This is a genomic window from Phycisphaeraceae bacterium (assembly GCA_020639155.1).
Classification (GTDB): Bacteria; Planctomycetota; Phycisphaerae; order Phycisphaerales; family UBA1924; genus JACKHF01.
Map to the genome: position 1 here is coordinate 2,273,018 of JACKHF010000001.1, position 25,502 is coordinate 2,298,519.

The 25,502-nt window shown below is 54.2% G+C and carries 24 protein-coding genes and 1 tRNA gene; 9 read left to right on the forward strand and 16 right to left on the reverse strand.

From position 1 onward, the window contains the following. The first annotated feature begins 32 nt into the window (after positions 1 to 32). Positions 33 to 1,634 (forward strand): flotillin family protein, encoded by a 1,602-nt coding sequence (locus H6815_09545; GenBank protein MCB9860681.1) that lies wholly within the window; start codon positions 33 to 35, stop codon positions 1,632 to 1,634. A gap of 8 nt (positions 1,635 to 1,642) precedes the next feature. Here the strand turns inward: H6815_09545 and H6815_09550 are convergent, their stop codons facing one another. The 11 genes from H6815_09550 to H6815_09600 all read right to left on the reverse strand — a co-directional run bounded on the left by H6815_09550 (position 1,643) and on the right by H6815_09600 (position 13,487). Further along, a complete protein-coding gene (locus H6815_09550) occupies positions 1,643 to 2,815 on the reverse strand; it encodes a response regulator (protein MCB9860682.1) in 1,173 nt (390 codons plus the stop codon). Between the two features lie 12 nt (positions 2,816 to 2,827). After that, positions 2,828 to 4,030 (reverse strand): HDOD domain-containing protein, encoded by a 1,203-nt coding sequence (locus H6815_09555; protein MCB9860683.1) that lies wholly within the window; start codon positions 4,028 to 4,030, stop codon positions 2,828 to 2,830. Then, the gene (locus H6815_09560; protein MCB9860684.1) at positions 4,027 to 5,586 is read right to left on the reverse strand and encodes a hypothetical protein; all 1,560 of its coding nucleotides are present in this window, start codon (positions 5,584 to 5,586) and stop codon (positions 4,027 to 4,029) included. Before H6815_09560 ends, H6815_09555 begins: the two co-directional genes overlap by 4 nt. Then, on the reverse strand, positions 5,583 to 5,969 hold the full coding sequence (locus H6815_09565) for a hypothetical protein (GenBank protein MCB9860685.1): 387 nt from the start codon (positions 5,967 to 5,969) through the stop codon (positions 5,583 to 5,585). The genes H6815_09560 and H6815_09565 overlap by 4 nt, the downstream gene beginning before the upstream one ends. 596 nt (positions 5,970 to 6,565) lie before the next feature. Further along, positions 6,566 to 7,282 (reverse strand): hypothetical protein, encoded by a 717-nt coding sequence (locus H6815_09570; protein ID MCB9860686.1) that lies wholly within the window; start codon positions 7,280 to 7,282, stop codon positions 6,566 to 6,568. Positions 7,283 to 7,696: 414 nt separating this feature from the next. Continuing rightward, a complete protein-coding gene (locus tag H6815_09575; protein ID MCB9860687.1) occupies positions 7,697 to 8,887 on the reverse strand; it encodes a thioredoxin family protein in 1,191 nt (396 codons plus the stop codon). Positions 8,888 to 8,953: 66 nt separating this feature from the next. Beyond that, positions 8,954 to 9,844: a hypothetical protein gene (locus H6815_09580; GenBank protein MCB9860688.1), complete on the reverse strand. Its 891-nt coding sequence runs from the start codon at positions 9,842 to 9,844 to the stop codon at positions 8,954 to 8,956. Between the two features lie 237 nt (positions 9,845 to 10,081). After that, the gene (locus H6815_09585; GenBank protein MCB9860689.1) at positions 10,082 to 10,705 is read right to left on the reverse strand and encodes a hypothetical protein; all 624 of its coding nucleotides are present in this window, start codon (positions 10,703 to 10,705) and stop codon (positions 10,082 to 10,084) included. 351 nt (positions 10,706 to 11,056) lie between these two features. Continuing rightward, positions 11,057 to 11,776 (reverse strand): hypothetical protein, encoded by a 720-nt coding sequence (locus H6815_09590; GenBank protein MCB9860690.1) that lies wholly within the window; start codon positions 11,774 to 11,776, stop codon positions 11,057 to 11,059. 277 nt (positions 11,777 to 12,053) lie between these two features. Next, positions 12,054 to 12,758 carry a hypothetical protein gene (locus tag H6815_09595; protein ID MCB9860691.1) on the reverse strand — a complete coding sequence of 235 codons (705 nt, stop codon included), beginning with the start codon at positions 12,756 to 12,758 and terminating at the stop codon, positions 12,054 to 12,056. Between the two features lie 228 nt (positions 12,759 to 12,986). Beyond that, the gene (locus H6815_09600) at positions 12,987 to 13,487 is read right to left on the reverse strand and encodes a glutathione peroxidase (protein MCB9860692.1); all 501 of its coding nucleotides are present in this window, start codon (positions 13,485 to 13,487) and stop codon (positions 12,987 to 12,989) included. Positions 13,488 to 13,770: 283 nt separating this feature from the next. On the opposite strand from H6815_09600, the gene H6815_09605 reads away from it, so the two are divergent. Continuing rightward, positions 13,771 to 14,568, forward strand: a complete 798-nt coding sequence (locus H6815_09605; protein ID MCB9860693.1) for a 6-carboxytetrahydropterin synthase — start codon at positions 13,771 to 13,773, stop codon at positions 14,566 to 14,568. Between the two features lie 139 nt (positions 14,569 to 14,707). Here H6815_09605 and H6815_09610 read toward each other — a convergent pair. Continuing rightward, a tRNA-Glu gene (locus H6815_09610) sits at positions 14,708 to 14,781 on the reverse strand. Between the two features lie 210 nt (positions 14,782 to 14,991). Here H6815_09610 and H6815_09615 point away from each other — a divergent pair. Continuing rightward, positions 14,992 to 15,369: a hypothetical protein gene (locus tag H6815_09615; GenBank protein MCB9860694.1), complete on the forward strand. Its 378-nt coding sequence runs from the start codon at positions 14,992 to 14,994 to the stop codon at positions 15,367 to 15,369. Positions 15,370 to 15,400: 31 nt separating this feature from the next. Further along, positions 15,401 to 16,174, forward strand: coding sequence for a nicotinate-nicotinamide nucleotide adenylyltransferase (locus H6815_09620; GenBank protein ID MCB9860695.1), 774 nt, complete (start codon positions 15,401 to 15,403; stop codon positions 16,172 to 16,174). A 1-nt stretch (position 16,175) separates the two neighbouring features. On the opposite strand, the gene H6815_09625 is transcribed toward H6815_09620, so the two are convergent. After that, positions 16,176 to 17,339 (reverse strand): methionine adenosyltransferase, encoded by a 1,164-nt coding sequence (locus H6815_09625; GenBank protein ID MCB9860696.1) that lies wholly within the window; start codon positions 17,337 to 17,339, stop codon positions 16,176 to 16,178. Between the two features lie 163 nt (positions 17,340 to 17,502). Here H6815_09625 and H6815_09630 point away from each other — a divergent pair, with 163 nt between their 5' ends. Then, entirely contained in the window at positions 17,503 to 18,609 is a 1,107-nt protein-coding gene (locus H6815_09630; protein MCB9860697.1) for a phosphoribosylformylglycinamidine cyclo-ligase, read from the forward strand. 12 nt (positions 18,610 to 18,621) lie between these two features. Here H6815_09630 and H6815_09635 read toward each other — a convergent pair whose 3' ends face one another. Next, positions 18,622 to 19,593, reverse strand: a complete 972-nt coding sequence (locus tag H6815_09635) for a hypothetical protein (GenBank protein MCB9860698.1) — start codon at positions 19,591 to 19,593, stop codon at positions 18,622 to 18,624. A 185-nt stretch (positions 19,594 to 19,778) separates the two neighbouring features. Between H6815_09635 and H6815_09640 the strand changes: the two genes are divergently transcribed. The 3 genes from H6815_09640 to H6815_09650 are packed head-to-tail and all read left to right on the forward strand — an operon-like array spanning position 19,779 to position 22,912. Then, positions 19,779 to 21,272 (forward strand): radical SAM protein, encoded by a 1,494-nt coding sequence (locus H6815_09640; GenBank protein MCB9860699.1) that lies wholly within the window; start codon positions 19,779 to 19,781, stop codon positions 21,270 to 21,272. 27 nt (positions 21,273 to 21,299) lie between these two features. After that, positions 21,300 to 22,178 (forward strand): 3-deoxy-8-phosphooctulonate synthase, encoded by an 879-nt coding sequence (kdsA, locus tag H6815_09645; GenBank protein MCB9860700.1) that lies wholly within the window; start codon positions 21,300 to 21,302, stop codon positions 22,176 to 22,178. Further along, on the forward strand, positions 22,175 to 22,912 hold the full coding sequence (locus H6815_09650) for a hypothetical protein (GenBank protein ID MCB9860701.1): 738 nt from the start codon (positions 22,175 to 22,177) through the stop codon (positions 22,910 to 22,912). Before kdsA ends, H6815_09650 begins: the two co-directional genes overlap by 4 nt. A gap of 61 nt (positions 22,913 to 22,973) precedes the next feature. Here H6815_09650 and rpmA read toward each other — a convergent pair whose 3' ends face one another. Both rpmA and H6815_09660 read right to left on the reverse strand, forming a co-directional pair. Next, positions 22,974 to 23,252 (reverse strand): 50S ribosomal protein L27, encoded by a 279-nt coding sequence (rpmA, locus tag H6815_09655; protein MCB9860702.1) that lies wholly within the window; start codon positions 23,250 to 23,252, stop codon positions 22,974 to 22,976. A 161-nt stretch (positions 23,253 to 23,413) separates the two neighbouring features. Further along, positions 23,414 to 24,064 (reverse strand): hypothetical protein, encoded by a 651-nt coding sequence (locus H6815_09660; protein MCB9860703.1) that lies wholly within the window; start codon positions 24,062 to 24,064, stop codon positions 23,414 to 23,416. Between the two features lie 155 nt (positions 24,065 to 24,219). Between H6815_09660 and H6815_09665 the strand changes: the two genes are divergently transcribed. Further along, on the forward strand, positions 24,220 to 25,290 hold the full coding sequence (locus H6815_09665) for a GNAT family N-acetyltransferase (GenBank protein MCB9860704.1): 1,071 nt from the start codon (positions 24,220 to 24,222) through the stop codon (positions 25,288 to 25,290). The last annotated feature ends 212 nt before the right edge of the window (positions 25,291 to 25,502 follow it).

A 25,502-nucleotide genomic window follows, 5' to 3' on the forward strand; every position in this document is an offset into this window, starting at 1 on the left:
AAAAAATGATCGAAGGCTTTGTTCAATCAACCATGAATGCAGCGTCACTCGCACAACTCAGCCCGGGTGAGAAAACCGGCGTGTTCGTGCTGATTGCCTCTGTTGTGGGTGTCCTGCTGCTGTTTGTGGTTGTGTTCTTCCTTGCAAGCAGGTACCGCAGATGCCCATCGAACCGGATCCTCGTTATCTGGGGTACGAAGGGGCGCAAGGCAACGCAGTGTTTTCATGGCGGTGGTCAGTTTGTGTGGCCGATTATCCAGGACTACGCCTTCCTAAGTCTTGAACCTCTCGTGATCGACATCCCACTCTCTGGTGCGTTGTCACTCAACAACATCCGTGTTGATGTTCCGGCAACATTCACTGTCGGCATATCGACAAGCCCTGTTCATATGAACAATGCGGCCGAGCGATTGCTCGGGCTTGCTGCTGGCTCCATTCGTGAGCAGGCACAGGACATCATCCTGGGGCAGTTGCGCCTTGTGATCGCGACCCTGACGATCGAGGAAATCAACAAAGACCGCGAAAAGTTCATGAACCTGATCAACGAGAACGTGACGCAGGAGATCAACAAACTCGGTCTCGAACTCATCAACGTGAATATTCGTGATATCAGCGATGATTCCGGCTACATCATCGCAATCGGACGCCGTGCAGCTGCTGAAGCGATCAACCAGGCAAAGGTCGATGTTGCTGAGCAGGAACGCGAGGGATCTATTGGCGAGGCCAAGGCAGTTCGTGAGCGGAACGTGCGTGTTGCCGAGGAGAAGGCGCTCTCGGATCAGGGACAGAAGGAAGCTGAGCGTAAGAAGCGCGTAGCGGTCGCGGCACTCGAAGCTGCAGCCATTACCGGCGAGGTTGAGTCGAAACGAAATCTCGAAATCGCAACAGCTGAACGCGAAGCCGAGACCATTGCCGCACGAAAAAATGCTGAGCAGGAGCAGCGCATTCGTGTTGCGCAAGCTGAAGCGCTCGCGGTTGACGGGGAGAACACATCAAACGCCGAGATTGCATCGAGTAATGCAAAGCTCGCTGAGATCCGTGCAGAAGCGACTCGTCGGTCAGATGTTGCGAGAGCTGAATCGCAGCGGGCCATCATGGTTGCCGAACGCGAACTCGAACTCGCGACACTCGCCAAGACACAGCTCGCGCCGCAGGAAATTGAAAAGCAGCGAATGGAGATCGCGGCAGAAGCAGTCGCAGAACGCGCCCGTCGTGAGGCACGCGGTGAAGCCGACGCAATTCTTGCGAAGTATCAGGCAGAGGCCGAGGGTATCCGGAAGGTGCTCGAAGCAAAGGCCGAGGGGTATCATAAGCTCGTTGAGGCATGCGCTTCGAATCCAGCCATCGCACCAACGCTGCTGCTGATCGAAAAGCTGCCAGAGCTTGTTGCAGAGCAGGTCAAGGCAGTGCAGAATCTGAAGATCGACAAAATCACAGTGTGGGATTCGGGTCGAGGCAGCACAGTTGAAGGCAAGGGTGGGACGCGAGGCACCACAGCGGATTTTCTTTCCGGCATGATTGGATCGCTCCCACCGGTGCATGAACTCGCAAAGCAGGCAGGCATTGAACTACCGGGGGCGCTTGGCAAGGTGAAAGACGACATTATTGATCAGGAATCAGAAGAGCAAGCATAAGCAAACTCTTATGCAGCTTCACGCTGTTCTTCGAATGGCACTAGCACGTTGAATGGCTCTTTGACACCGACACTTCTTGAGTAGTTACGAAGGCGTTCCTTGAGCGCCTTTGTTATTGTTGATCCCTTTGAGACCAGCAGCACGCCGGACTCTGAGAAGATATCTTCGGCAGCGATCATATCCGGCAGCAGATCATTGACAGTCATCGGGCGAGGTTCACAATGTGCGTGCGGATCATCATTCGATATCTCGGATACTTCAAGTACAGCAAGCAGGTGTGGGTTGTACTCACCAGACAGTGCTTGCATTGTCGCGAGTGCCTCTTCCTTTGCCATACCTGATTGCACCCGAGCATCGTAGTCAATGGCAATCTTCAGCATCTGTGCGCCGATCTCACTCGGCCCGTGCTGGGATTGCGGATCGGGCATTGCGCTGTGGCCGAACGGCTTGAACTGACTCCCGATCATTTGGGCACACCGTTCAAGTCGTGGGATGTGTTCGAGCAACTTCTGTCCGTGCGACGGATGCGCATTGAACATTGCTCGCTCGGCATCCGTGATGTGTTTGCCTGCATGAATCTTTTCGATAAGTTCTGGTGGAAGTGTGATGCATCCGATCTGTGACATCATGGCAGCGAGTGTGTACTGCCACTGGTTCTCCAGTTTAAGCTCGTTGCACATGAGCTGTACAAGTGGCTTGATTCTGTTTGCGCGGGAAAATGCGCGTGGGCTGACCATCTCAAGCGCTTCCATAAGAGCACGAATGCTGCCAGTGAGCGTGCGCTGGAGCAACTCTTTTTCAGCGGTGATCAGTCTGTACTGCTTGATTGCCGCGTCAAACGCGTTTGCCAGCATGTCGCTGGGGCACGGCTTTGTCATGAAACGGAATACATGTCCCTCGTTGATCGCGTCTGTGGCGGTCTGCTGATCGGCATTCCCTGTCAGCATCATGCACACCGTGTCTGGAGACAGCTTGCGCGCAGCACAAATAAACTCAACACCGTTCATCTCCGGCATCCGCATGTCAGAGAGGATGACCGCGAATGGACCCTTGCTCTTGATGAGATTCAAACCCTCGATGGGTCCAAGAGCTGTTGTGATATTGTACTTTCGTCCCAACGAACGTCTGCATGCATCAAGTATGTTTTGCTCGTCATCGACATACAGGATAGAACTCGGCATAGCACTCTCCGATCACGCAGCGATTCTCGGGATGGCATTCCACATGGCCAGCCGATTTGATAATCCCAGACGAGACAGATACGCCATGTCCACGCCATCGATTGCTGTATCGTCACGTGGCTTTCCAGAGTTCACGAGTGCATTCGCAACATGCACCGCAGTCAGTTCCGAGAAGGTATTTGCTTCATGGTGTAACGGCACATGATGGAAGATGACAGCGTCCACTATCGAGTCCGAAAATGCCCAGAGGCAAAGAAGATACCCGCCAATTTCGCCATGCGTGGCACCAATGAGTTGGCGCTCGGCTTCGGCTTCTGTCATCGCACCTTGCTGTACAAGGGAAACGACTTCGGCATACTGCTTCGGCTTATACGTTGCAAGCACGAGTTTGCCAACATCGTGAAGGAGCCCTGCAAGATACGCATTCTCGACTTCTTTCTCCGACATTCGCTCACACTTTGCAATCAGCTTTGCTGTTGTTGCAACTTCTACGCTGTGCTCGAACAAATGCCGTTCGCAAAAACCACGCACAGGAGGACCCGCAATCTGAGAGAAGACCTGCATTGCAATCACAAGCGAGCGTACAGTATCAAGACCAAGCAACAGCACCGCTTCTGCCGGTGTTTGCACACGACGTGATAAACCGAAGAACGACGAGTTCACCATCTGAAGGATCTTTGTGGTCATGCCAAGATCGCGACCGATCGAATCGCCAATGTCCTTGGTTGATACGTTCTCAGAGTTCAGCTTTGACAGCAGTTCTGCCTGAAGCGAAGGCAGACTGGGGAGTGATTCAAGCTCTGTGATCATGGATTTGAGCTGCTTGTCTTTGAATAACCGCCCCAACTCGCATGTTCTGTTAACAGCATTGACAAGTACATTCAGGTTGCAGGGTTTCTGCATAAACTGATGAATCGGTCCAACATTAGTCAGAATATCGTCCTTGTCGGCTTGTCCTGAGAGTACCAATCGAACCGTGCTGGGGTACAACTGCTGAACTCTTTGCAGCAGTTCTGTGCCGGACATGCTTGGCATCCGCATATCTGATACAACAACATCAAACGGATTCCTTGCCATCAACTCAAGAGCTTTTTCGCCTGAGTTTACGAAGACCATATCCCACTCGTTGCGATGTGGCCGCAGCAATCGGCGCAACCCATCAAGCAGGAACTCTTCATCATCAACAAAGAGTACTCGCGTCTTTGGCTCGCTCATGCCGCCTCTCCTCGTATACGTGCGGCAGCTTCTGTTAGAGGAAGTCGGAGAATGAACGTTGTTCCCTCACCTGCTTTCGTGTTGAATCGAATATCACCGTGATGCTTGTTCACAATGACATCGTGCGAGATAGACAGCCCCTGCCCCGTTCCTGAGCCAACTGCCTTGGTGGTAAAGAATGGGTCGAAGACTTTCCGCTGAATATCTTCGGGAATACCGGCACCAGTATCACTGATACGGATCTCTGCCCACTCGCCCGCATGGTGGGTAGCGACGGTGATGACACCCGCATTGTTTGGATCTTCCTTGTTTGCTTCAGCGATTGCGTCTGCAGCGTTGACGACAAGGTTCAGAAAGACCTGATTCAGCTCGCTCACATAACATGGAACAGGAGGCAGTGATTCATCAAGTTCGAGTTTCATGTCAGCGACATACTTCCATCGATTCTTGCACACCGTAATAGCGCTCTCTATTGCTTTATTAATGTCGGCAGGTGATTTCTCTCCGCCTGGGTGTGAAAAGTCTTTCATTGCACGCACTATCTCGGCCACGCGTTCCACACCCTCAAGGGTTTGTACCATTGCCCTTGGAATTTCTTCTTTGAGGAACTCGATATCGAGCTCGTTCAGAAGATCCTGCAGGATTGCTGCTCGCTCATTCCAGCTCTTTGCCTCGACATTCAGGTCGAGTTGACTCGCATACTCGTCCACAATTTTGAATAGCCCTTTATAACTTTGAGCTGCAAACCTTGTGTTGTCGCCAATATACTGGATCGGTGTGTTGATCTCGTGAGCGATACCCGCTGCGAGTTGTCCAATGGATTCCATTTTTTGAGCATGAACAAGTTCGTCCTGAAGTTTCTGGCTACGCACAATCTCCGCTTCGAGCTGCCTCTGTCGTTCATTCAGCTCTTCAGTACGCTGGGCGACAAGTTCTTCGATCTCTTGATTGGTTGTTTCAACGCCAGCGAGTGCAAGTGCCATTTCCTTGTTGTCACGGACACTCAACATGCAGGATCGAATGAGAAAACAATCTTCAAAGAGAACCCAGAATGAATGCTCGAACGGCCTCCATGGGCTGGCAACAAGAACACCAAAGACAGACTCTGGCCAAAGAATACTTCGTGCGAAATGATCAACAGCGACAACTGCTGATGCAGGCACAAGCACCTTCCAGTCACGGTACCCGGCAAGGAACGCAAGTGAGCCGAAGACGTGGAAATGGGTCTCGATGCGGCCTCCGGTGAGATGGATCAGCAATGCGGAGTACAGCATTTGCCCAACAGCTATTGTGTGCCTCGTTATTGTCTGCCCAGGGTATCTAAGCGCAAGAAACACGGGCAGGCTGACAATACATCCTCCAAGCAGAATCGCGGTCCATACGTGAATGTGGGTGCTTTTCAGAGTGCCAGACCATGTGTAAGGCGACAGGAAAACGGCGATCAGGATGCCTGCAAAGAACTGTCCAATCAGAAAATAAGCAAATAGCCGGTCAACCCGACGAAAGTTTCGCAGCCGTTGAGAAACAAAGATGTCGTTTGCGCGTTCCAGTATCATCGCGTCAACTCCAGAGCACAGTCTTCACTTGGAAGTTCATTTTGGTTTCCTAGAATGGAGCAGCCGAAGACTGGTGTTTGTGCAGTATGGATCTGATGCCCTCTGCTGAATGCAACGATGTTTGCACTGCCAGCATTATCTCCAACGTGCCCGCGAGCGCCGGTAATTCCACCACTGAACACCAGATTTCCAGATGGGTCAAAGAGGAGGCACTCGCCGGAAGTGCTCGCGCCGAATTGTTGTATCTCCTCGCCGTTGTAGTCTGAAACAACATGCACCCCGGGAATATCAGAGAACAAATTCCATAGCGAGGTTCGTTCCCAGTCTGCAGGCATCGACTCTGGCGCATACACAAGCACGATAATGTCGAGTGTGTCGTTCACATATCTTGCAATGCGAGCGAGCTCCTCTGCTGTTGCACGAGTACATGGACAATGTGGGTGGACGCAAATGACGAGAGATGACTGCGATTCCCGACGTGTTATCTTCGAATGAACCGGCCAGGACGAGATGTGTGTTCGTTGGGATGCTGGTGCACTTGAATAGTTCCAAAGGACCACCATGCCAGAAGCCACCCCGGCTCCCCAGAGTGCAATCAACACCCACAACGCAACAACTGGGAAGAGTTTGCCACTCGTTTGCGTTGAGATCGCATCCGCGCGTGGAATCCAATCAAATGAATCCGTGCTGTTTCCTCTTTGCATAACAAAGGCTCCCATCAACAAATGGAAGGAATTCTCTTGTTGTGTGTCGGTAGTGTTTCGAAACGAGATTACATATTCGTACTCTGTGATGAGATGAACTTGACTGGATAGTTGGTTGGAGGCGTATTTCAAGTAGATTTATTTTGCCTCATACACATCCAAATAAGGGGGCGTAAAAAAACAGACGAGCCCATTTATTGGACTCGTCTGCATCATGAAGTGCTATGTGATCACCAGTTCCGGATCTGGTGAACCAGAAGCGTGGAGAAAACTGATTAGCGGCGACGGCGAGCGCCAACGCTCAGGAGGCCGACAAGACCCATGGTTGCTGCCATGGGGGTGGGCACGCCTGGAGGGGTTGGTGCTTCAATGATCAGGTCGAAGTCACCGTTTGTGCCGTTGTCAGAGAGGAAGATCTCGGAGAACGAGCCACCAAAGACCTGGTTGATGAACTTGGTGATGTCAACATTGTCACCAAAGTTCGAATCGCCATCACCGTCGGTGAAGGTCGAGTTAATGACAAGGCCTGTAACGAACCAAGGGCCGCCGGGAACTGCACCGGTGATCACACTGGAGCCGCTGTTGGCAAAGGTGCCCTGAATCAGGTCGCTACCGCCGCCGTTGTTCGAAACACCGAACTGGAATGTACCGCCCGTGAGCGAGCCATTCGCGAAGTTCAGGTAACCAGTGGCGCTTGTCAACGTTGCTGTTCCAGCAAAGTTGAAGGGGCCAGCACCGCTGCTCAGGTTGTTACCACGAACACCGCCACCCACAAGGAAGGCGTTGCCGAAGGTCAGCTCCCATGAGCCACTGAAGTTCAGACCGCCGCCTGCGCTCACTGTTGCGATCGACGCACCAGTGCCGTTGGCGCCAGCAAAGAAGTTCACATCCATGCCATTGATGTCAAACTTCAGCTGAGAGAACGGTGAAGCTACAGCTGCGCTTGCAATCGCGACTGCAACACCACCACCGATGATTCTTGTGTTCAACATGTTTACACCTTCCTCCACAAGGACTTACGTATGGTCGTAGCGATGCTCTCCACGCATCACATGGGGCCTCAGTATACACGCCTCAGACCCCATAGGTTGGGGTTTTGCTGCCCGAATCTGTGTGGATTGCATGAAACCTGGGATAATGCCCGTCTAAATGCCGCACATTTATTAAATTTGCTATAAAAACGATGAAATTATAGGTCTTTTATAACTCGACATTCCGTTAATATCCATGTGAAAGAGACCACAGATAGACATTTTCTGGTTCATCGATCTCAAAATCAAAGCGTGACAACAACTTCACTTCCTCAAAGCGATTGACCAGTCTTGGCCAGAACAGCGAGGACTCACGCGAGTGTTCTCGAGAAAAACAGGCGTGCAGTTCAAGCAATGCGAAGGGTCATACCGGTGTCAGTTGGACTCGACAGGCTGTTGCGCCCGAGCAAGGAACGCAGATGTGTCTGTGACACCCATATATCCAACATGGCGGCCCATTTCTTTGCCATGTTGATCAAGCAGAAGCATTGTTGGGTAGCCGCGAATATCAAACTGCTTCACAAGATCTCGTGAGATATCGCCATCCACTTTGACTGCAACGACGTTCTTAGCAGCAGCGACCACATTATCAGCGGTGTACACAAGCGCATCCATCTGTTTGCACGGACCACACCAGTCTGTTTCAAAGTCAACAAACAGCAGTTTCTTCTGCTCGCGAGCAATCGATTGAGCCTGTGCAAAGTCGTGCAGGAAGTTGACCGTCTCACCCGATCGCGTTGCTGCACGATCGCCAGCAAGTGCATCGCGTTGATGTTCCTCCTGCTCGCGAGTGAGAAGTGAATCGTAGGGGACAATCACTGCAAGCAAACCCGATGCGTCAACCGCAGCAATGTTGTACGCCATGGTATTGAGCCACGCATGATCGTCAATTGCTCGCGAAGAGTTGCCGAGTGCCAACGTCTTTTCATCCATCGGGGCGAGGGCCCATGCGTCGTCCCGGTCAATCACGCCATCCATGTCGCGCTCGCACACCATAACAAATGTCTCAACCCCATCGAGCATGCATGTTCCAGTGAAGAAACTACGACGACTCCAGCGGAGTTGTGGGGGGGCGTCAGGCTCAAGCGGATCAAAGACGTACCACAGATTTATTCTGTAAGGTATCGATGTGTCACTACCCCACGGGTCACTGACCGGCACCGGCAGTTCAGCAGAAAAACTCGACCAGATCTTTCCGCGTTGCTCCTTTGGTTCGCAGGTGAGAACGGTTTCGTCATTCAGATCTCCATCACGATCAAAGTCAATCGCAAGCCGGTCAATATGCCCACTCTTTCGTGACTTTGAAAGCGAGACCAGAATCGGAGCCGAGCCCTTTGGTCCAAGTTTGAACTGACCTCGCATTGTTCCGTCAGCACTGGTCGTGAGTTCTACCGTTGCGCCCTTTGGAGACCACATCAGACGCTCAGATTCTGGCGCAACAGACAGCCGAACCACGGTGGCGTGTTCCAGCGAGACAGGAGCATCACTGCTCTCTGCAACCTGGCATAACGCTACACAGGGAACTGACAGAACGGAAGCAACAACTGACTGGGTGTGGGTTCTCATCCGCTGAGTATACACGGAACGAGTTTGACATGCTGAGACAAGCCTGCACGTGAAGCCTCGGACGTGTCAGTACTCGAGCCCTATCCCGATAGACGCAACGAACTCTGTACCGTCACCGTTGTTCATCTCCTTTGTCGCATCGCCGAGCATGAGCACATGCACACCACCTGTCAAAGACCATATGCCATACTCGTTGCGCACGGGGAGACTCAGAGAGAGCGAAGTGCCGACCTGCAGGAATCCAAATGTCTCATCACTTCCGGACGTGTCCTCGTAGTAGTCACTTACACTCAGACCGAGTGCTGCGGGGAACGACAGGGTGAGATTGTCAAAGCACGAACTTTCAAGCGGAAACGATGGCTCGATTCCGAACTCAAAGTATGTACCCGTGTCGCCACCGTCTGCGGCATTATCGCCCGACTCAAACGCGAGCGTGATCGATGGTGAGAGTGCAAAGTCCTCGCAGATGCAACTCCACATGCCCGAATCGTCATAGCTGACTGAGACATCGGTCTCCGAAACTGTACCGAATGCGTTGGAAGGGCTCGTATAGAACAGATGTGTGATGCCAAAGCTCAGTTTCCCATAGTCAAGGTTTGCTCCAAAGTACAGATCGGATTCATACCAGTGTTCTGTTGTGTCATCGACTGTGCCCGATGTACTCGTGTCTCCATGGAAGCTGTTCCACATACCGGTTGAGACACCGAAGGAAACATCGTCATACTCATACAGCGTTATACCCAACTCTCCCCACGGTTGGAAGATGAATCCCTGATCCTCCTGGATGATGCCGCGGAAGTAGTACTGCGATACAACATCGAACCCTGCGCTGAAGGACAATCGAGATGCAAAGTCGTCTTCTGGTGTGATCTCTTGCGCCTGAACAGTTTGGATGCACAGTGATACTGCAAGTCCGCTGACGATTGCTTTGCGCGTGTGTTGACGAGCTTGTTTCATGGAGTTGTCTCTCAGCAGAATGTGGTTTCCGTGGATCAGGAGATGCACGTCTCGTGAACCTATCGACTGAGCAGGATGTACGGTGGGAATGAAGCTTGTTGGTGATCAATCTGAGTTGCAGAAAATGCGCTCATGCAAACCAACTTGCAGAAGTGCGAGAGGGTCCTTTACATTGAGATAACAAGAGCGCAAGTCGTGCGCGACGAGATGAGTGGGCCAACTGATTGAAGCGTGAGATCAAACCAGAGCACGGCGGCGACGCGCACCGACTGTGGCAAGCCCTGCGATGCCAAGTATGCTGACACCGGGAAGCGGAACTGACGGATTCGGATTGTCGAAAAGAATCTGATTCTCAAGACCATCGGCCTTGTAGACTGTGAAGCATCGCGATGTATCTACACCAGCGAGCACATGCTGTTTCATCTGCTCAAAGATTGCCGCATCAATACCACTGGCCATGAAGTTCGCAGATCCAGTGCCCTCTATATCGAGGCTTTCTTCTGTGCCGTCATAATCGAGCACAATTTCCCAGATCATGGCCTGGAATGCTGCAGCAGATGCGCGATCCTCAAACAACCCAAGGTTTGTTGCATTGCCCAGCGCTGCAAGCCCGTCCGCTTTGACGGCAGCAAGAGAACCTGGACCAGCAAGCAGTGATTCAAGCGACACCTGTTCAAATGCCCCTGAACCTGTGTTGCCACCCACCTCAAGGCTGTATGTCTGTACGGCATGCCCGGCGAGTTCAAATGCACGTGGGCCAGCAAAGACAGTAGAGAATGTCCGTCGAGGCACCATTGGCACTGCAGGTGCTTCTACGTCGTAGTACGCTGCCCGAACGTCGTAGCCGGTGTCATAGTCCACTCCGCTGAAGGTTGCATCAACTGGTGACGCAGAAACAAGGGGTGCAAGAGCACACACCGCACAGAAACCGAGAGAAATGGACGAAACTCTTTGCATAACGACAACGCCAATTTAGAGCAGAACGACTCGACGATTCATTATGATCGATGTGGAAAACATGTCAACAGAAACTACGCGAACGAAGATCAGACAAATTTGTTCTTGCCAGATTGTCGGGGTTCTCGGAGCATTGGTGAGCAGTTGTTTCCATAAAAAACAGGACCATCAAGCGATGGTCCTGTGTATGGCTGGGTTTTACATTCGTTGCCAGACTCTTCCGGAATGAGCAATGGCAGCGGATACGTTCGTGTATCAGACGGTGCGACGACGGCGCTGTGAACCGATGCCCGCGAGTCCGAGCACACCCATGGCTGCTGCCATTGGGGTTGGGACGCCAGGGGCCTCGATGATAATGTCAAAGTCGCCGTTGGTGCCGTTATCTGAGAGGAAGATCTCAGAGAACGAACCGCCGAAGATCTGGCCAACAAACTTTGCCATATCGATGTTATCACCAAACTGAGTGTCTCCATCATTGTCGACGAAGACAGAGTTGATGACAAGTCCGGTCACGAACCAGGGGCCACCGGGAACAGCACCAGTGATGTTGCTGGAGCCGCTATTGGAGAAGTTACCCTGAATGAAATCGTTTCCGCCACCGTTGTTGGAGACGCCGAACTCGAATGAGCCGCCTGTCAGCGAACCATTTGTGAAGTTCAGGAAGCCGGTGATGCTTGTCAGCGTTGCGGTACCCGCGAATGAGAACGGACCAGCGCCGCTGCTCAGATTGTTACCGCGTGCGCCACCGCCCACAAGGAACGCGTTGCCGAAGGTCAGCTCCCACGAACCTGTAAAGTTCAAGCCACCACCAGAACTCACCGTAGCGAGCGCGGCACCTGTGCCGTTTGCGCCACTGGTGAAGTTCACATCCATGCCGTTAATATCAAACTTCAGCTGAGAGAACGGCGAGGCCGTTGCTGCAGCTGCCAGCGCGAAAACAGCGGTCGCGCCGATCATTTTTCCACAAATCTTCATGATTCATACCCTCTAGAGGACAAGTGCGATGACATCCAAGCCCAGCCGCTCGGATGACACCATATTTTACCCGAAGATTGACTTGACGCAAGACAGAAGTTCTGACTTTTCAAGGCTTTGTTCGCCTTGTCAGGTCTATAACAAACCTGACGAATGTGCGAGCTTTGCTCGGGATCATCAGATTTGTCGGTTGGACAGGCCTGATCTACCCAAAAATAAGACAAGGACCGTTCGGTCCTTGCTCATTAGGCAATCACAATATTTGAAACAGGCGGTTTTATCGGCGACGGCGAACAGCCAGCAGGCCTGCACCAGCTAGGCTCAGCATCGCAGTTCCGGGAGCAGGAACAATCACGAGCAGGTCGAAGTCAGCCTGCGTGCCATTGTCTGCGACCAGAATCTCAGCAAACGCGCCGAAGAAGTTATTGCCGTTGTTGATGAAGTTTGAAATATCAACATTCTGGCCGTAAATGCTGTCTGCACCATCGTCGTTGAACGACGCGCTAAGCACATCACCAAACACGAAGTACGGTCCATTGGGAGCACCTTGAAGGTTCGAGGTGCCATTGTTTGCAAATGAGCCAACAAGGACATCGCTACCACCGCCGAGGGAATCAGCACTAACTGAGAAGCTGCCATCGACAACAGCACCATTCACAAAGTTCAGGGTGGCTGTGAAATCATTCAGAATCGCTGTTCCAGCGTTCATGAATGGACCAAACCCGAGGGGGAGGTTGTTGCCACGAACCTGGTTGTTGGTCAGGAACGTGTTGGCATCAAAGGTCATAACCCAAGAACCGGTGTAGTTCAGACCACCACCAGCCGTAATGGTTGCGTACTGCGCGCCAGTCCCATTCGGACCAGCGTACATGTTCATCTCGAACTCATTGATGTCATACTTGAGCTGATTAAAGGGTTGCGCAACAGCGACAGTCGCAACAAGCCCAGTCACAGCAAAACCGACGAATGTTCCAGTTTTCATCTCAATCTGTCTCCGGATGATTGCCTTGACACCGGCCCATCTTGGGCGCGGATCTCTCTTCTCGTTGTAAATCCTACCTCATCTTCGCGGGTTCTCCAAGCCGAAACTTCGCGACTTTGACCGATTCGCCCTCATTTTCGTCATTTCCTCACACACACCTATCGGATGGGCAATGAACCCGATGTAATTCATTGAAAATCGTAATAATTATAGGGCCTATAGTTGTATCTATTTTTCCACAGCACGAACAAGAGCGCTCGTTAATTCGCTGTCGTTTGGGGGTGTTCTCGGATCAAATCTGACGAGCACAGAGCCGTCCTTCCCAATCAGATACTTTGTGAAGTTCCACGATGGTTCACCGCCTTCAATTCGTGAAAGTTCGGCATAGAGAGGGTGTTGCTGATCTCCGATAACCTCAATCTTTGAGAACATCGGGAATGTCACCGAGTAGTTTGCTGTGCAAAACTCTGCAATCTCGGCATCTGTGCCCGGCTCCTGGCCACCAAAGTTGTTTGCTGGGAATCCAAGGATCTCGAACCCCTGATCATGGTACTGCTCATACAACGCCTGTAATCCCTCGTATTGAGGTGTCAGCCCGCACTCGCTCGCCGTATTGACTACCAACACCACCTTCCCTTTGTACTCAGAGAGCGGTTGTTCATGCCCATCAATTCGAGTCATTGTGAACTGGTGGATGTTGGGAAGCACCGCTGCTGAAGAATCGGTCATGGTTGTGTTTTCCTCGTGTGACAGATTTGAATCGGCATTGGTTGTTTCCTCATTTGCTGGCGTCTTCGTGCCTGTATCAGACGAAACCGAGGGCTGGGCAGGTGTTTTCTCGCACCCAGCGAGGATTGCAATGAATGCTGTGCTTGCGCACGCTGCCAGAACGTGACGGAAACCGGTGTGGTTCATGAGGTTCCTCCATTTTTTACAGTTGAGTGATCATAGTTGATCAACTCATCACACTAGCACCTTGTTCGCACGGGGTAGAACTCAATAAAGTTGAGCAATGCACGCACTCTGCCGGACGATCAGGTTTGCAATCAATGCCTCGCCGAGGAACCCATCCGCATTCCATAATGGGTATGGTGGATTTCCGCCTGTCATGGGGTTTGGAAGTGTCCATGAACTGGACATCACTTGCGAAGGTGAACTTGGCAGAGACACCGGTTACCTCATTGATATCAAGGCGATTGATCGTGCAGCTCGGTCTACGGTCGTGCCTGCTCTGACACGAGTCCGCATAGAGCACCCCACACATGATCCAGCAGCCCTGCTTGCAGCATGTGCGAGCCAACTGGCAGATGCACTGCCTGTCTCATTGCAGAAGATCTGCTGGAGACTTTCACCGTATTTCAGTCTGGAGTATGCAATGAATGACCCTGGAATTGTGTTGATGCGACAGGCATTCGAGTTCTGTGCTGGCCATCGATTGCACAACGAATCCCTGTCCCCCGAAGAGAACCGGCGCCTCTTTGGCAAGTGCAATAACATGTCAGGACACGGTCACAACTACAAACTCGAGCCGGAGATTGTTGTGAATCTCTCGATGCCAGAGGAACGCAGGTTGTCGATGCCGATCCTCGAAGAGATCGTCGAAAAGCACGTGCTGGCCCGATTCGATCATCGAAACCTCAACACGGACACCGAAGAGTTTGCCGACGGCAAGGGCCTCAACCCGACTGTTGAGCACATCGCGATGGTGTGCTATCAGCTTCTTGTCGAACCTGTCAAAGCAGGCGGCGCAACACTCCAGCGTGTGACGGTGTGGGAGTCCGACCGAACGAGCGGCATCTACCCAGCGTGAGATGGAAGATTGAGTTGCAACCTATAACGATCTGAAAAAGAAAACACCCGGCGAAAGTACCGGGTGCTTCTGTTGCGTCTGAAGTTCTGCCGTTCGTTATTGATCCTCCGACGCACAGAGGATCTGAACGATGTGTAAGTGACCCCAAGGGGATTTGAACCCCTGTTACCAGGATGAAAACCTGGCGTCCTAACCAGGCTAGACGATGGGGCCATTCACCAAATCGAGGCGTCAATCAGCCCGAAGCGGCAAGGGTCCGATCATAGCACGAACGGCTTGGAAAGCAACCACCTGTAAAACCAGAATCCCCCCGCCTCATGCATCGATCGATTCGGCTCGCACAACCGACACACCTGCTACGCATTCGGTGCTGGAGACGATAGTTGACTGGTGCAGAACCATCGTTTTTCCGACAATACTGGCATGCAGAACACATCGCTCAACGACACGAGTGTCTTCCGCATCAACCGCGCCCGACTCGGTTTTCTCGTTCTTGGCACCGCGGCATTCGTTTCGGTGCTGACACAAACACCATCCTCTGCGGATGCAGAAGTGTTCAAGCCTATGGAGTCAGGAAGTGCGGGCTCGCTAGTCAGCAGAGATCATGAGGTGCATCTGATCTATGTCGATGAAGGTCCGCGATTCACTGTGACAACCCGTGAGGGTGCCCTTCTTGCTTCGAATCTGACACTAGATCAGATGCAACAGCAGTTTGGTGAAATCCCGTTACCTGAATACGCGGGGCAGGAAGACAGTCCCGATGAGACGCTGATGTTTGTTGATGATGCATCTCCGTATTAATCCTGCGACAAGGGTGCCACTACGATAACGGGTGGTTGACGCAGACAAAGCGAATCTGAATACGCTGTGTATTTCACCCGTGCGCGTATTTCCGCATATGACCGGTGTTGTCGTCTTCGGCGGCACCTTCGATCCGCCGCACGAGGCGCATCTTGATCTTCCCTTGCGTGCGTGCGAATCGCTCTTTGGTGGCAATGGCATGGTGCTGTATGTGCCGGCAGCGGTCTCGCCGTTTAAGATTGGGAATGCCGATCAGACACCATCGCATCATCGTGTGCGCATGCTCGAACTGGGCATAGAGCAGATGATCGGAGAGAAGGCTCGCGTTGCAATCTGGGACGATGAGATTGAGCGAGCGGAGGATGCTCAGTCATCGTCTCCCAGCTACATGGTTGATACGTTGCGCCGACTGCGCATCCAGATTGGCGATGACGTGTCTGTGCGGTTGCTTCTTGGCGCGGATCAGGCTGCCTCGTTCCACAGGTGGCGCGAGTACGAAGACATCATCAACATCGCAGAGCCAGCGGTCATGTTGCGTGAACCGGTGACGTCTGTCAATGCTTTGATTGATGCCATGCGCAGTTCGGGTGCATGGTTAGATGAGCAGCTTCTAGTGTGGCAATCTCGTGTTGTTCCGCTTCCGATTGAGCCGGCCAGTTCAACTGACGTGCGTGAGACCATAGCAATGCTGTGGCAGCAATATCCTTCACTGACAATCGATATTCTTCACGAGCACGTCACAACCGTGCCGACGGAGGTGTTGGCATACATCATCGAGCATGGTCTGTACAGGGCTGCAGGCTGACTCAGCTCATGGCTGACTTCAGCGCTTCCACCTTATCCGTCTGCTCCCATGTGAAGAACGACTTGCCGTCCTTCTGGTATGGCTCGCGCCCGAAGTGCCCATGGCGTGCAGTGGGGCGGTAGATCGGATTGCGCAGTTTCAGCGATTCGATGATACCGCGCGGTGTGAGCTGGAACACATCGCGTACGGCTTGGCTCAACTTCTGCGGGTCAATATTCGCACCACCCTTTGCATCAACGAAGACGCTGGTGGGCTCTGCAACACCGATCGCGTATGAGAGCTGCACCTCGCACTCGTCAGCAAAACCGGCTGCGACAATATTCTTTGCGATGTATCGCGCCATGTACGCTGCGGAACGATCGACCTTCGTTGGGTCTTTGCCCGAGAACGCACCACCGCCGTGACGACCGCGACCGCCGTAGGTATCCACGATGATCTTGCGCCCGGTCAGTCCAGCGTCGCCGTGCGGCCCGCCGATCTCGAATCGCCCCGTGGGGTTGATGTGCAGTTTGATACCGGGATTCCACCATTCGCCAAGCACGGGCTTGATGATGTGATTGACACACTCAGCGTGCAACTGCTTCTGACGTTCGTTCCATGTGTGATCGTGCTGCGTTGACAGCACAACGGTATCGATGCGGACTGGCTTGCCGTTTTCATACTCAACGGTCACCTGGCTCTTCGCGTCGGGGCGCAAGCCGGGAATGATTTCGTCGCGACGCACAGATGCCTGGCGGGCGACAAGTTGGTGCGAGAGATCGATAGGCAGAGGCATCAGGCTGTCGGTCTCGCGACATGCAAAGCCGAACATCATTCCCTGATCTCCCGCGCCTTCGCGATCAACACCTTGTGCGATGTCGGGAGACTGCTTGTTCAGCGCAACCATAACCGCACACGATTCAGCATCAAATCGCATATCGCCCGAGGTGTACCCGATCTCTTCGATGGTCCGCCGGACGACCTCAGGTATATCCACATAGGTGCGTGTTGTCACTTCGCCAGCGACCACAACAAGCCCGGTTGCGACCAGCGTTTCACACGCGACGCGCGAGTATGGATCGTCCGCGAGCATCGCGTCAAGGATGGCATCGGAGATCTGGTCGGAGACCTTGTCAGGATGACCCATGGAAACTGATTCAGATGTAAACAGGTGGGCGTTGCTCATGGGGCTCCTCAGACCGGGGAAACTGTTGATGCGGCATTGGACTCGAAAACGCAGGCCCAGTCTAAGACGCAGCAGCCGCTGCGACAAATTCAGCCCGATTGATTGACAGACTCCGACGGCAGCGAGATGTTGGGGTTTTCGACCTGCCCACCTACGATTTGCCATGGCAGCATCAGATAACACAGGCTCAGCCACACTCGAATCCGCCAAAGGACTGACTTACGCCGGTTCGGGCGTTGATATTGATGCTGGCGATCGGTTTGCCCACTCAATCGGGTCAATGATGCGTCGTACGTTTGGGCCTCGTGTGATCCAGAACGATGGCGGGTTTGCTGGACTGTTCAGGCTCGATTTCAACGAAAAGCTCTTCAAGCGGAACTACAAGGATCCGGTGCTTGTCGCCTCGACCGACGGTGTAGGGACAAAGCTCAAGATTGCGACCGATATGCAGAAGTTCGACACGATCGGCATCGACCTTGTCGCGATGTGTGTCAACGACCTGATTGTCGAGGGGGCCGAACCACTGATCTTCCTTGATTATCTTGCGATCCCGAAAGTCGATCAGGGGATGCTCTCAGCACTGGTGAAGGGTGTCAGCGACGGTTGTGTGGAGGCTGGATGCGCCCTGCTTGGCGGCGAGACAGCCGAGATGCCCGATGTGTACCCAACCGGTGAGTTTGACATGGCCGGGTTCACGGTTGGCGTGCTCGAACTGAAGCGCGCGATCGATTCAAGCAGGGTCGAGCCGGGCGATGTTGTTCTTGGGCTTGCATCATCAGGGATACATTCCAACGGCTACTCGCTTGTTCGAAAGATTGTCTCACATGCAAAGCTCGATCTGAAGAAGATCTACCCCGAACTGGATGACACAAAGACGCTCGGTGACGTGTTCATCACACCAACGCGCATCTATGTGCAGCCGATCGTGAAACTGCTGCGTTCGTACAAGGTGAAGAAGGTCATATCGGGTATGGCGCACATCACCGGCGGTGGGCTTGCGGGAAATCTTGAACGTGCGCTGCATGATGGTGTTGATGTGGTCATTGATGAATCGGCGTGGAAGTTGCCACCCGTGTTCCCGTTCCTGCAGAAGCACGGCAATGTTGCTGACGACGAGATGCGACGCGTGTTCAACTGTGGCATCGGATACTGCCTGATCGTCCGTCCAACCTTCGCCGACGCTATTGCAGAGAAGCTGACAAAGGCGGGTGAGACTGTGTACTGCATCGGCAAAGTGCGCAAGGGCAAGGGCCGAGTCATCACGAAGTAGATTGTTGTGATATCAGAGCGGTCTGCGGAAGCCATCATTTGACATGTTCGGCTTGCCTGCTTCGCGATCGTTGTGCGAGACCCACTTGCGTTCCTCGCTCGGCTTTGCGCCCGGTTTGTTTTTGTCGGGGAATGCGTCCTCGACAGAAGGACCAGTGTCTTCGGCTGATTTCTTGGCCATTGCGTTGTTGAGCGCTCCAGCAGTTCTGCCGCCCATCCCGGAGATGTTGCCCGCTCGAATCTCAGCGATTTCCTTGTCGACCGCGATATCGAACGGTGTTGCCTGTGGCAGGTACATGCCTGCTTCAACACCTTTGCAGAACTTCCACGAGCACACAAGTGCCCCTGCCATCAGTGTTGCTGGGAGCACGAAGTTGGAAAGAAAGAACTCAACGACGTGTACGTGCTGTGAGGCTTGGGCGCTCGTTTCGATCACCTCGGCGTAATGCACAAGGACGCCCGGGATCGGCGACGAAGGCAGTGCGCCCTCCCACGGTGTTGCGAAGATGGCGATCCCGAGTGCCCACAAACAGGTGCTGACCATGTGATGCACACCGCGGACACCACCACCAGCAGACACCTGCACGCCGAGCACCGACAGCAGCACGATCGCCCACGATGCGAATATGCCTACCGCGCCGGCAATGTCATTGGTAATGCGAAGCCCATCGTCCCACGGGCCAAGGACAAGTTTCGTTTCGGCTGTATTCTGGATCTGCCCAGAGGCGGTCGGTCGTTTATGCACTGTTGGATCAAACTGGTCACGATCGAGATCGACACCTGGCGCAACACCGGTGCTGTGCACGATTCGCGGCGCCTGCTCGGTGCCTGCTCCGGCTTCGACGTAACGAACATCAGTAAAGTGGACAAATCCAACGGCGACGATGTGGATGAGCAGACTAACGAACAGCACCACAACAGCACCCAGTAAGCACCGTCGGAGCTGCACAAGTGCGTCTGAGATGTGAGACCGGAGTGTTGACACGCGATTCCTCTGTTGCGTCCGTTGCTATGGACGCTCACATCAGATCATCGACGAAGTTGGAGGTTGGTTTGTGCTCTTTCTGATGCCCGTGCATAAATCGACCCCGCACATTCGGTGTAGTCAGACGTACGAGTACAGACGTCACAAACGGAACGCTGGAGCGGTAACCGGAGAACGCTTGGCATATGATGGCCCTGAGATACCAACAGGAGGGGTCACGCGTGGCAGAGGTGTATGTGCCAGTCGAGTATCCGGACTATGCGGCAAGTGACGCTGGGCTGCTCAGCGCAGTCTTTGCTGGCGAGGTAAGACTCACGCCGTACCAGGCGCTCGATCTGTTCACTCAGATGCCAACGCCTTCGCTCGGTCGCTGGGCAGATGCGCGCTGCAGGCACATCCACGGCGACTCATTCCGAACATATGTTATCGATCGCAACATCAACTACACAAACGTTTGCAACGCCAAGTGCACGTTCTGTGCGTTCAAGCGCAATCCGGGCGATGAAGATTCGTACACGCTGGAGTATGAGGAGATCTACCAGAAAATCGCCGAACTCTCAGCAGTCGGTGGCACGCAGATTCTCATGCAGGGTGGGATGAATCCGGATCTTCCGCTTGACTGGTATCTCGATCTGCTCTCAGGTATCAAGGAACGGTTCCCGCACATCCATATCCACGCGTTCTCGCCGCCGGAACTCATCGAGTTTGTTCACTTCTTCAACCCGCCCGGCGCAATGTTGGAAGACAAGATCCGCTGGGTGCTGAAGAAACTGCAGGACGCGGGTCTCGATTCATTGCCCGGCGGTGGTGGGGAGATCTTTGCGCATCCGGTCCGCCGGAAGATAGGGCTCGGCAAGTGCGACGCGACCGCATGGCTGACGTGCATGTACGCTGCGCACACATTGGGTATGTTCACGAGCGCGTCGATGATGTTCGGGCACATCGAGGGGTACGCCGACCGCATTCATCACATGCTGCTGGTGCGCCAGTGGCAGGACCGCGTGCTCCGTGAGACTGCCGAGCGCGACACGCCGATGGGCCATTACAAAGCATTCATTGCGTGGCCGTTCCAGCGCGAGAACACGCCGCTCGGCCATGTGCCCGACTGGGGCGCGTCACCCGACGACACGGGTGAGTTCCCGGGAGACACTGTTGCGCGCGAGTTCGACTTCGGACGCGTCGAGGACGTTGACTATCGCGCACTCGGCGTGCCAGAGTTTGGTCGGCGCGTGCGCCGGTCCGGCTCGACAGACTACCTGCGCACGCAGGCGATCTCGCGACTGTTCCTTGACAACATCTACTCCATCGGTTCGTCGTGGGTCACGATGGGCCCGCACATCGGCCAGGTCGGGCTCGCCTTTGGCGCGAATGACATGGGATCGATCATGATGGAGGAGAACGTCGTCTCGTCGGCGGGCACGACGTACTGCCTCGACGAGGCTGTGCTGTGCAGGCTCATCCGCGACGCCGGGTTCACCCCAGCCCAGCGCAACAACACCTACGACATCCTGCGCGTCCACAACGCGTCGCACAGCCCGGACCTTGCGGTCACTGACTGGGCATCGCACCGCGTCCAGCGTCTCCACACCCAGAACGGCAAGACCCAGCAAGCCATGTCGAACAACGGCGCGGTCGTCACGGGTGGCCCTGCAACACTGACCGTCAGCGCAAAGAACTGACATTGCGTCCAGTGACTATTGTGGTGCATGACGACGAACCAGAGAACGTGCTGTGTACACACGCCTGCAGGCGCGAGCTTCGAGATCGGCGCTGCGCATCCGCTCGCCATCATCGCGGGCCCGTGCACGCTCGAATCGCGCGAGCTCGGCATGCAGATCGGCACACTCGTGCGTGACACGTGCGCCTCGCTCGGGCTCAGCTACATCTTCAAGGCATCGTTTGATAAGGCAAATCGCACGTCCATGGGCTCGCCACGCGGTCCCGGCATGGACCAGGGGCTCGACTGGCTTGCGCACATCCGCGATGCGCTCCAAGTCCCAGTCACCACAGACGTACACCACCCAGAGCAGGCAGATCGCGTCGCGCAGGTCGTTGACGTCCTCCAGATCCCCGCGTTTCTGTGCCGCCAGACGGACCTGCTCGTCGCGTGTGCTGAAGCAGCGACGAAGCACAACCGCGCGGTGAACATCAAGAAGGGCCAGTTCCTCTCGCCGCAAGAGATGGCAGGCCCCGTGAACAAGACCGCAGAAGCGGGCTGCACCAACGTCATGCTGACAGAGCGTGGCACGTTCTTCGGGTACAACCGGTTGGTCAACGACTTCATCGGGATGGGCGATCTGATGGAACTCAACGTGCCCGGCGGCGCACCGCCGTTGTGCTTCGACGCGACGCACTCGACGCAGCTCCCCGGCGCTGGGGCACAGTCGGGCGGGAGGCCCGAGCGCGCGCCGATGCTCGCGCGTGCAGCCGTTGCAGCCGGCGTCCACGCGGTGTTTCTGGAGTGCCATCCCGATCCGAAAAACGCGATGAGCGACGGCGCGACCATGCAGAAGCTAGAGACTGTGCCGGGGTTATTAAAGGAACTTTCTCGTATTTGTATCAATGAGCAAACGAAGGCACTATGAGCACTTCCAAAGCAGATGATACGATTGTCCAGCTCTTTGAACGAGAGACGTTCGAAGGTCGGCCTGGTGCAGTGGTTTACCCCAAAGGAAAACGCTTTCGTTTTCTTAATCTGGCTTCGGATGAGCGTGTGTATGGTGTCTACAAAGACAAGTATTACTTCTCGCCGGTTGCGCTCTCGATTGTTGGCGATAATCATATTACTCGTATTCGGTGGGCTGATATACGAAGCTGTTCGACTGAACATGGATGTGGAAAGAAGGTGTCTGATCTCGTGCTGAATGACGGCCAGACTGTGCAGGTGCAACTGTCTGATCTCGCTCAAGGTTGGTCTGGCAGAATCAGCCAGTTGTATCACATCATGATCAAACGATATTCAAATGCTGCAAGCGTGGGTCTGAAACTGGTATCGATTGCTGAGTTCTTTGCCCACGCTCAGGATGACTATGAGATTGCTCCAAACCTTGAAGATCATCCGGGGCTTGATAGATTCCGTGAGGCCCTCGATTCACTTGAAGCATCAATGCCCAACACGCAGTTGTTTCTCAGAATCTTGGACGATGATGAGATGGTTGCGGTAGGTGTTGTTGTTGTGACTCAGCAGGATATTGCTATTCTCAAGGAGTTTGCTGATGAGTTTGGTGCAGATGGGGTTGTCAAAGCAGATGATAATGTGTGCAGGGCGCTTGGAACACAGTCGTCTGGACGCGATGTGTGGGAAGTGGTGTGGGACTGAATCTCCGTAAAAAACCCGCGACTCGCGCGGGTTGGTGAACTCACTCAGTTTGTCACTGAACTTACGCCGACTTCAACCAGGCTGGCTTCTGGATGGACGCATCGATCGGATCGATGTGGACCTTGCCTTTGTCGAAGATGACCTTGCCTGTGGAGACAGCGTAGAGGGTGTCGTCCTTGCCTCGCTGGACGAGGAATCCGGGCTTGAACTTGGTGCCACGCTGACGCACGATGATCGCGCCGGGCTGTGCCATCTCGCCGCCGTAGAGCTTGATCCCAAGATACTGCGGGTTCGAGTCGCGGCCGTTCTTGGATGAACCCTGTCCCTTTTTATGTGCCATGGCAAAGACTCACAATCATCGTTCGTGCGGACAAAGAACCCGTCAGAATCGGGCCTTGATGATAGCAGGGTGGGCTCGTGTGCTCCAGCCCGGCTCCATTGCATGCGTGAAAATCGGCTGAAAACGCGTTTTCGGACAGATTACCGGTTTGATTTCAGATTTTACCGCATCACCCAGCGCGTCTCGGCTGGACGCATGTCGGGGGTGCGCCCGGGCACGAGTGTGCCGGGTGTGTCAAATGAGAGCATGAGGGTCTTGCGGAACAGCACAGATCTCTCAGCACCGTTCCGGGTCGGGAAGTTCACTGTCTCGGTTTCGCCGCTGAAGCCAGCGCAGAAGATCGAGATATTGTCAACGTTCAGATCCTCCGCTGGCCAGATCACCAGACCCTGACGCGCGTTGTCGTTGCCCTGGAGCAGCAGCCCGAGCACGCTGACCTGATCCTGGAGCAGGGGGTTTTCGAGCATGTCCATTAGTCTGCGTGTGACCGAGCCTGGCACGCCACGACCGCCGCGGACAGTGCGCCCCTCGTCATCTGCAAGCTCGAAGACGGGTGCGAACACGAGGTCCTGTCCGGAGTCATTCGTCACCTCGTAGGTCATGTAGAAGTAGGGGTGGACATTCCCGCGATCATCCTGCAGATTGATCAGGCTGAGGGGCGATGTCTCCACATAGAGCTGCCAGCGTGTTGGGACGGGGTCGGGCTCTGGAGCAGCCATCGCGGGCAGGCCGATGCCAAGCAGGCACGCACCAACAATACTTGCGGTACGGAGCGAGCGGGAAAGTGATGCTGGCAGCGGGCGAATGTGCATCGCGTTCTCCGGAACAGAGGGCCGACAATCGGCGAGTGTGTGGTGTGATGGCGAAAGCAGATGTCCGTTAACGCCATAGCAAAGCTGTGGCGGGCCTACATGATAGCATTTCTATCCGCGTCTGTGTGTCGTTTGGATCCCCGGAGCATGTAGTGATGGCTGAGACTGGTTCCCATCCTCAGCCCCTTGTATCCCATTCGGGTCATCGGTGGGTTGTAGTACGCACTCCGCCCGAGCAACGGATCAAGGCTGCGGCTCTGTTGAACGAGGCTCCTCTGCATCAGGCGATGGTCGGTGCGAGACGGATGATCGAGAATGCATCCGAGTTTGGGATCAACCCCAATCTGATCTGGCACGTGTCGCGCAGCGACGATCCAACTCAGATGATTGGGTCATGTATGGTAGTATTTGGAGCGGGGCGAACCGCGACGGTCTTTGCCTCGCCCCGGCTTGACGCCTCGTGCGATGTCGATGCGCTTGCTTCGTGTATCTCCAGCGCAGTCAGATGCATGCTGAGTGAGCGGGGAATGGAACGGCTCCTGTTGTTCCAGACACTCGCTGAGCCGCATCAGGTCGATCTTGTGCGTGCGTTTGTTGCAGCGGGGTTCTCACACATTACGGATCTCGACTACATGTCACGCAAGATCGTGCGAGATGACAGACCGAAGTCTGGTGCCGGAGACCCTGGGTGGTCGCAGGGGAGGTTCATTGCGCGACCGATGGGCATGGTTGTCGCAGATGAGCGCGAGCGTTTGGTTCAAGCGATCGACGGTTCGTATGAGAACACACTGGATTGTCCAGAGTTGTGCAATGCCAGACCAACATCGGATGTGCTGGACTCACATATCGCAGCTGGCGACGGCGACACCTCCATGTGGCAGATTGTCGAATGCGAGAACAAACCAGTTGGGTGTTGTTTGGTCAGTAGATCTCCTGACGGGCGGGCTGCGGATCTGATCTACATAGGGCTTGCGCCAGAAGCACGCGGGCACGGTCTTGGAAAGAAACTCGTTCAAACCGCCATCCATCAACTTGCGTTACGTCGTCTGCCAACCCTGCGATGTGCAGTCGATCAACGGAATGCAGCAGCTCGCACGCTATACGAATCGCTCGGTTTTTTGCGCACTGAGTCGCGTTGCGCGCTCGTTGCGACATCCAAACAGATGCACTCAGTTGGTTCCCCTGAAACAAGTTGTCGATCGCCGTCTGAAGCGCACAAATCGTGACTCATTCCGGCGCTTATGACGTTTTCCACAGAAGATTCCACGATGCCCCAACGATCGGTTAAAACCCGTTGAAAAATATATTTATGTTGTGTTAATCGCTTCTGTGTCAAGAGGTTACAGTGTGATCAGAGTCCGTGGGAAGAGCTTTCCCGACTGGGAAACATTGAAGATTTTGGTACCATCTGCCTCACCTTCGGCGGACATTTGCTCCG

Excerpts from the sequence above, each read along its gene's own strand:
- H6815_09545 (MCB9860681.1), top strand. The coding sequence starts at position 33 with ATGAATGCAGCGTCACTCGCACAACTCAGCCCGGGTGAGAAAACCGGC.
- H6815_09550 (MCB9860682.1), bottom strand. The coding sequence starts at position 2,815 with ATGCCGAGTTCTATCCTGTATGTCGATGACGAGCAAAACATACTTGAT.
- H6815_09555 (MCB9860683.1), bottom strand. The coding sequence starts at position 4,030 with ATGAGCGAGCCAAAGACGCGAGTACTCTTTGTTGATGATGAAGAGTTC.
- H6815_09560 (MCB9860684.1), bottom strand. The coding sequence starts at position 5,586 with ATGATACTGGAACGCGCAAACGACATCTTTGTTTCTCAACGGCTGCGA.
- H6815_09570 (MCB9860686.1), bottom strand. The coding sequence starts at position 7,282 with ATGTTGAACACAAGAATCATCGGTGGTGGTGTTGCAGTCGCGATTGCA.
- H6815_09575 (MCB9860687.1), bottom strand. The coding sequence starts at position 8,887 with ATGAGAACCCACACCCAGTCAGTTGTTGCTTCCGTTCTGTCAGTTCCC.
- H6815_09580 (MCB9860688.1), bottom strand. The coding sequence starts at position 9,844 with ATGAAACAAGCTCGTCAACACACGCGCAAAGCAATCGTCAGCGGACTT.
- H6815_09590 (MCB9860690.1), bottom strand. The coding sequence starts at position 11,776 with ATGAAGATTTGTGGAAAAATGATCGGCGCGACCGCTGTTTTCGCGCTG.
- H6815_09595 (MCB9860691.1), bottom strand. The coding sequence starts at position 12,758 with ATGAAAACTGGAACATTCGTCGGTTTTGCTGTGACTGGGCTTGTTGCG.
- H6815_09600 (MCB9860692.1), bottom strand. The coding sequence starts at position 13,487 with ATGACCGATTCTTCAGCAGCGGTGCTTCCCAACATCCACCAGTTCACA.
- H6815_09605 (MCB9860693.1), top strand. The coding sequence starts at position 13,771 with ATGCACGCACTCTGCCGGACGATCAGGTTTGCAATCAATGCCTCGCCG.
- H6815_09615 (MCB9860694.1), top strand. The coding sequence starts at position 14,992 with ATGCAGAACACATCGCTCAACGACACGAGTGTCTTCCGCATCAACCGC.
- H6815_09625 (MCB9860696.1), bottom strand. The coding sequence starts at position 17,339 with ATGAGCAACGCCCACCTGTTTACATCTGAATCAGTTTCCATGGGTCAT.
- H6815_09630 (MCB9860697.1), top strand. The coding sequence starts at position 17,503 with ATGGCAGCATCAGATAACACAGGCTCAGCCACACTCGAATCCGCCAAA.
- H6815_09640 (MCB9860699.1), top strand. The coding sequence starts at position 19,779 with ATGATGGCCCTGAGATACCAACAGGAGGGGTCACGCGTGGCAGAGGTG.
- kdsA (MCB9860700.1), top strand. The coding sequence starts at position 21,300 with ATGACGACGAACCAGAGAACGTGCTGTGTACACACGCCTGCAGGCGCG.
- H6815_09650 (MCB9860701.1), top strand. The coding sequence starts at position 22,175 with ATGAGCACTTCCAAAGCAGATGATACGATTGTCCAGCTCTTTGAACGA.
- rpmA (MCB9860702.1), bottom strand. The coding sequence starts at position 23,252 with ATGGCACATAAAAAGGGACAGGGTTCATCCAAGAACGGCCGCGACTCG.
- H6815_09660 (MCB9860703.1), bottom strand. The coding sequence starts at position 24,064 with ATGCACATTCGCCCGCTGCCAGCATCACTTTCCCGCTCGCTCCGTACC.
- H6815_09665 (MCB9860704.1), top strand. The coding sequence starts at position 24,220 with ATGGCTGAGACTGGTTCCCATCCTCAGCCCCTTGTATCCCATTCGGGT.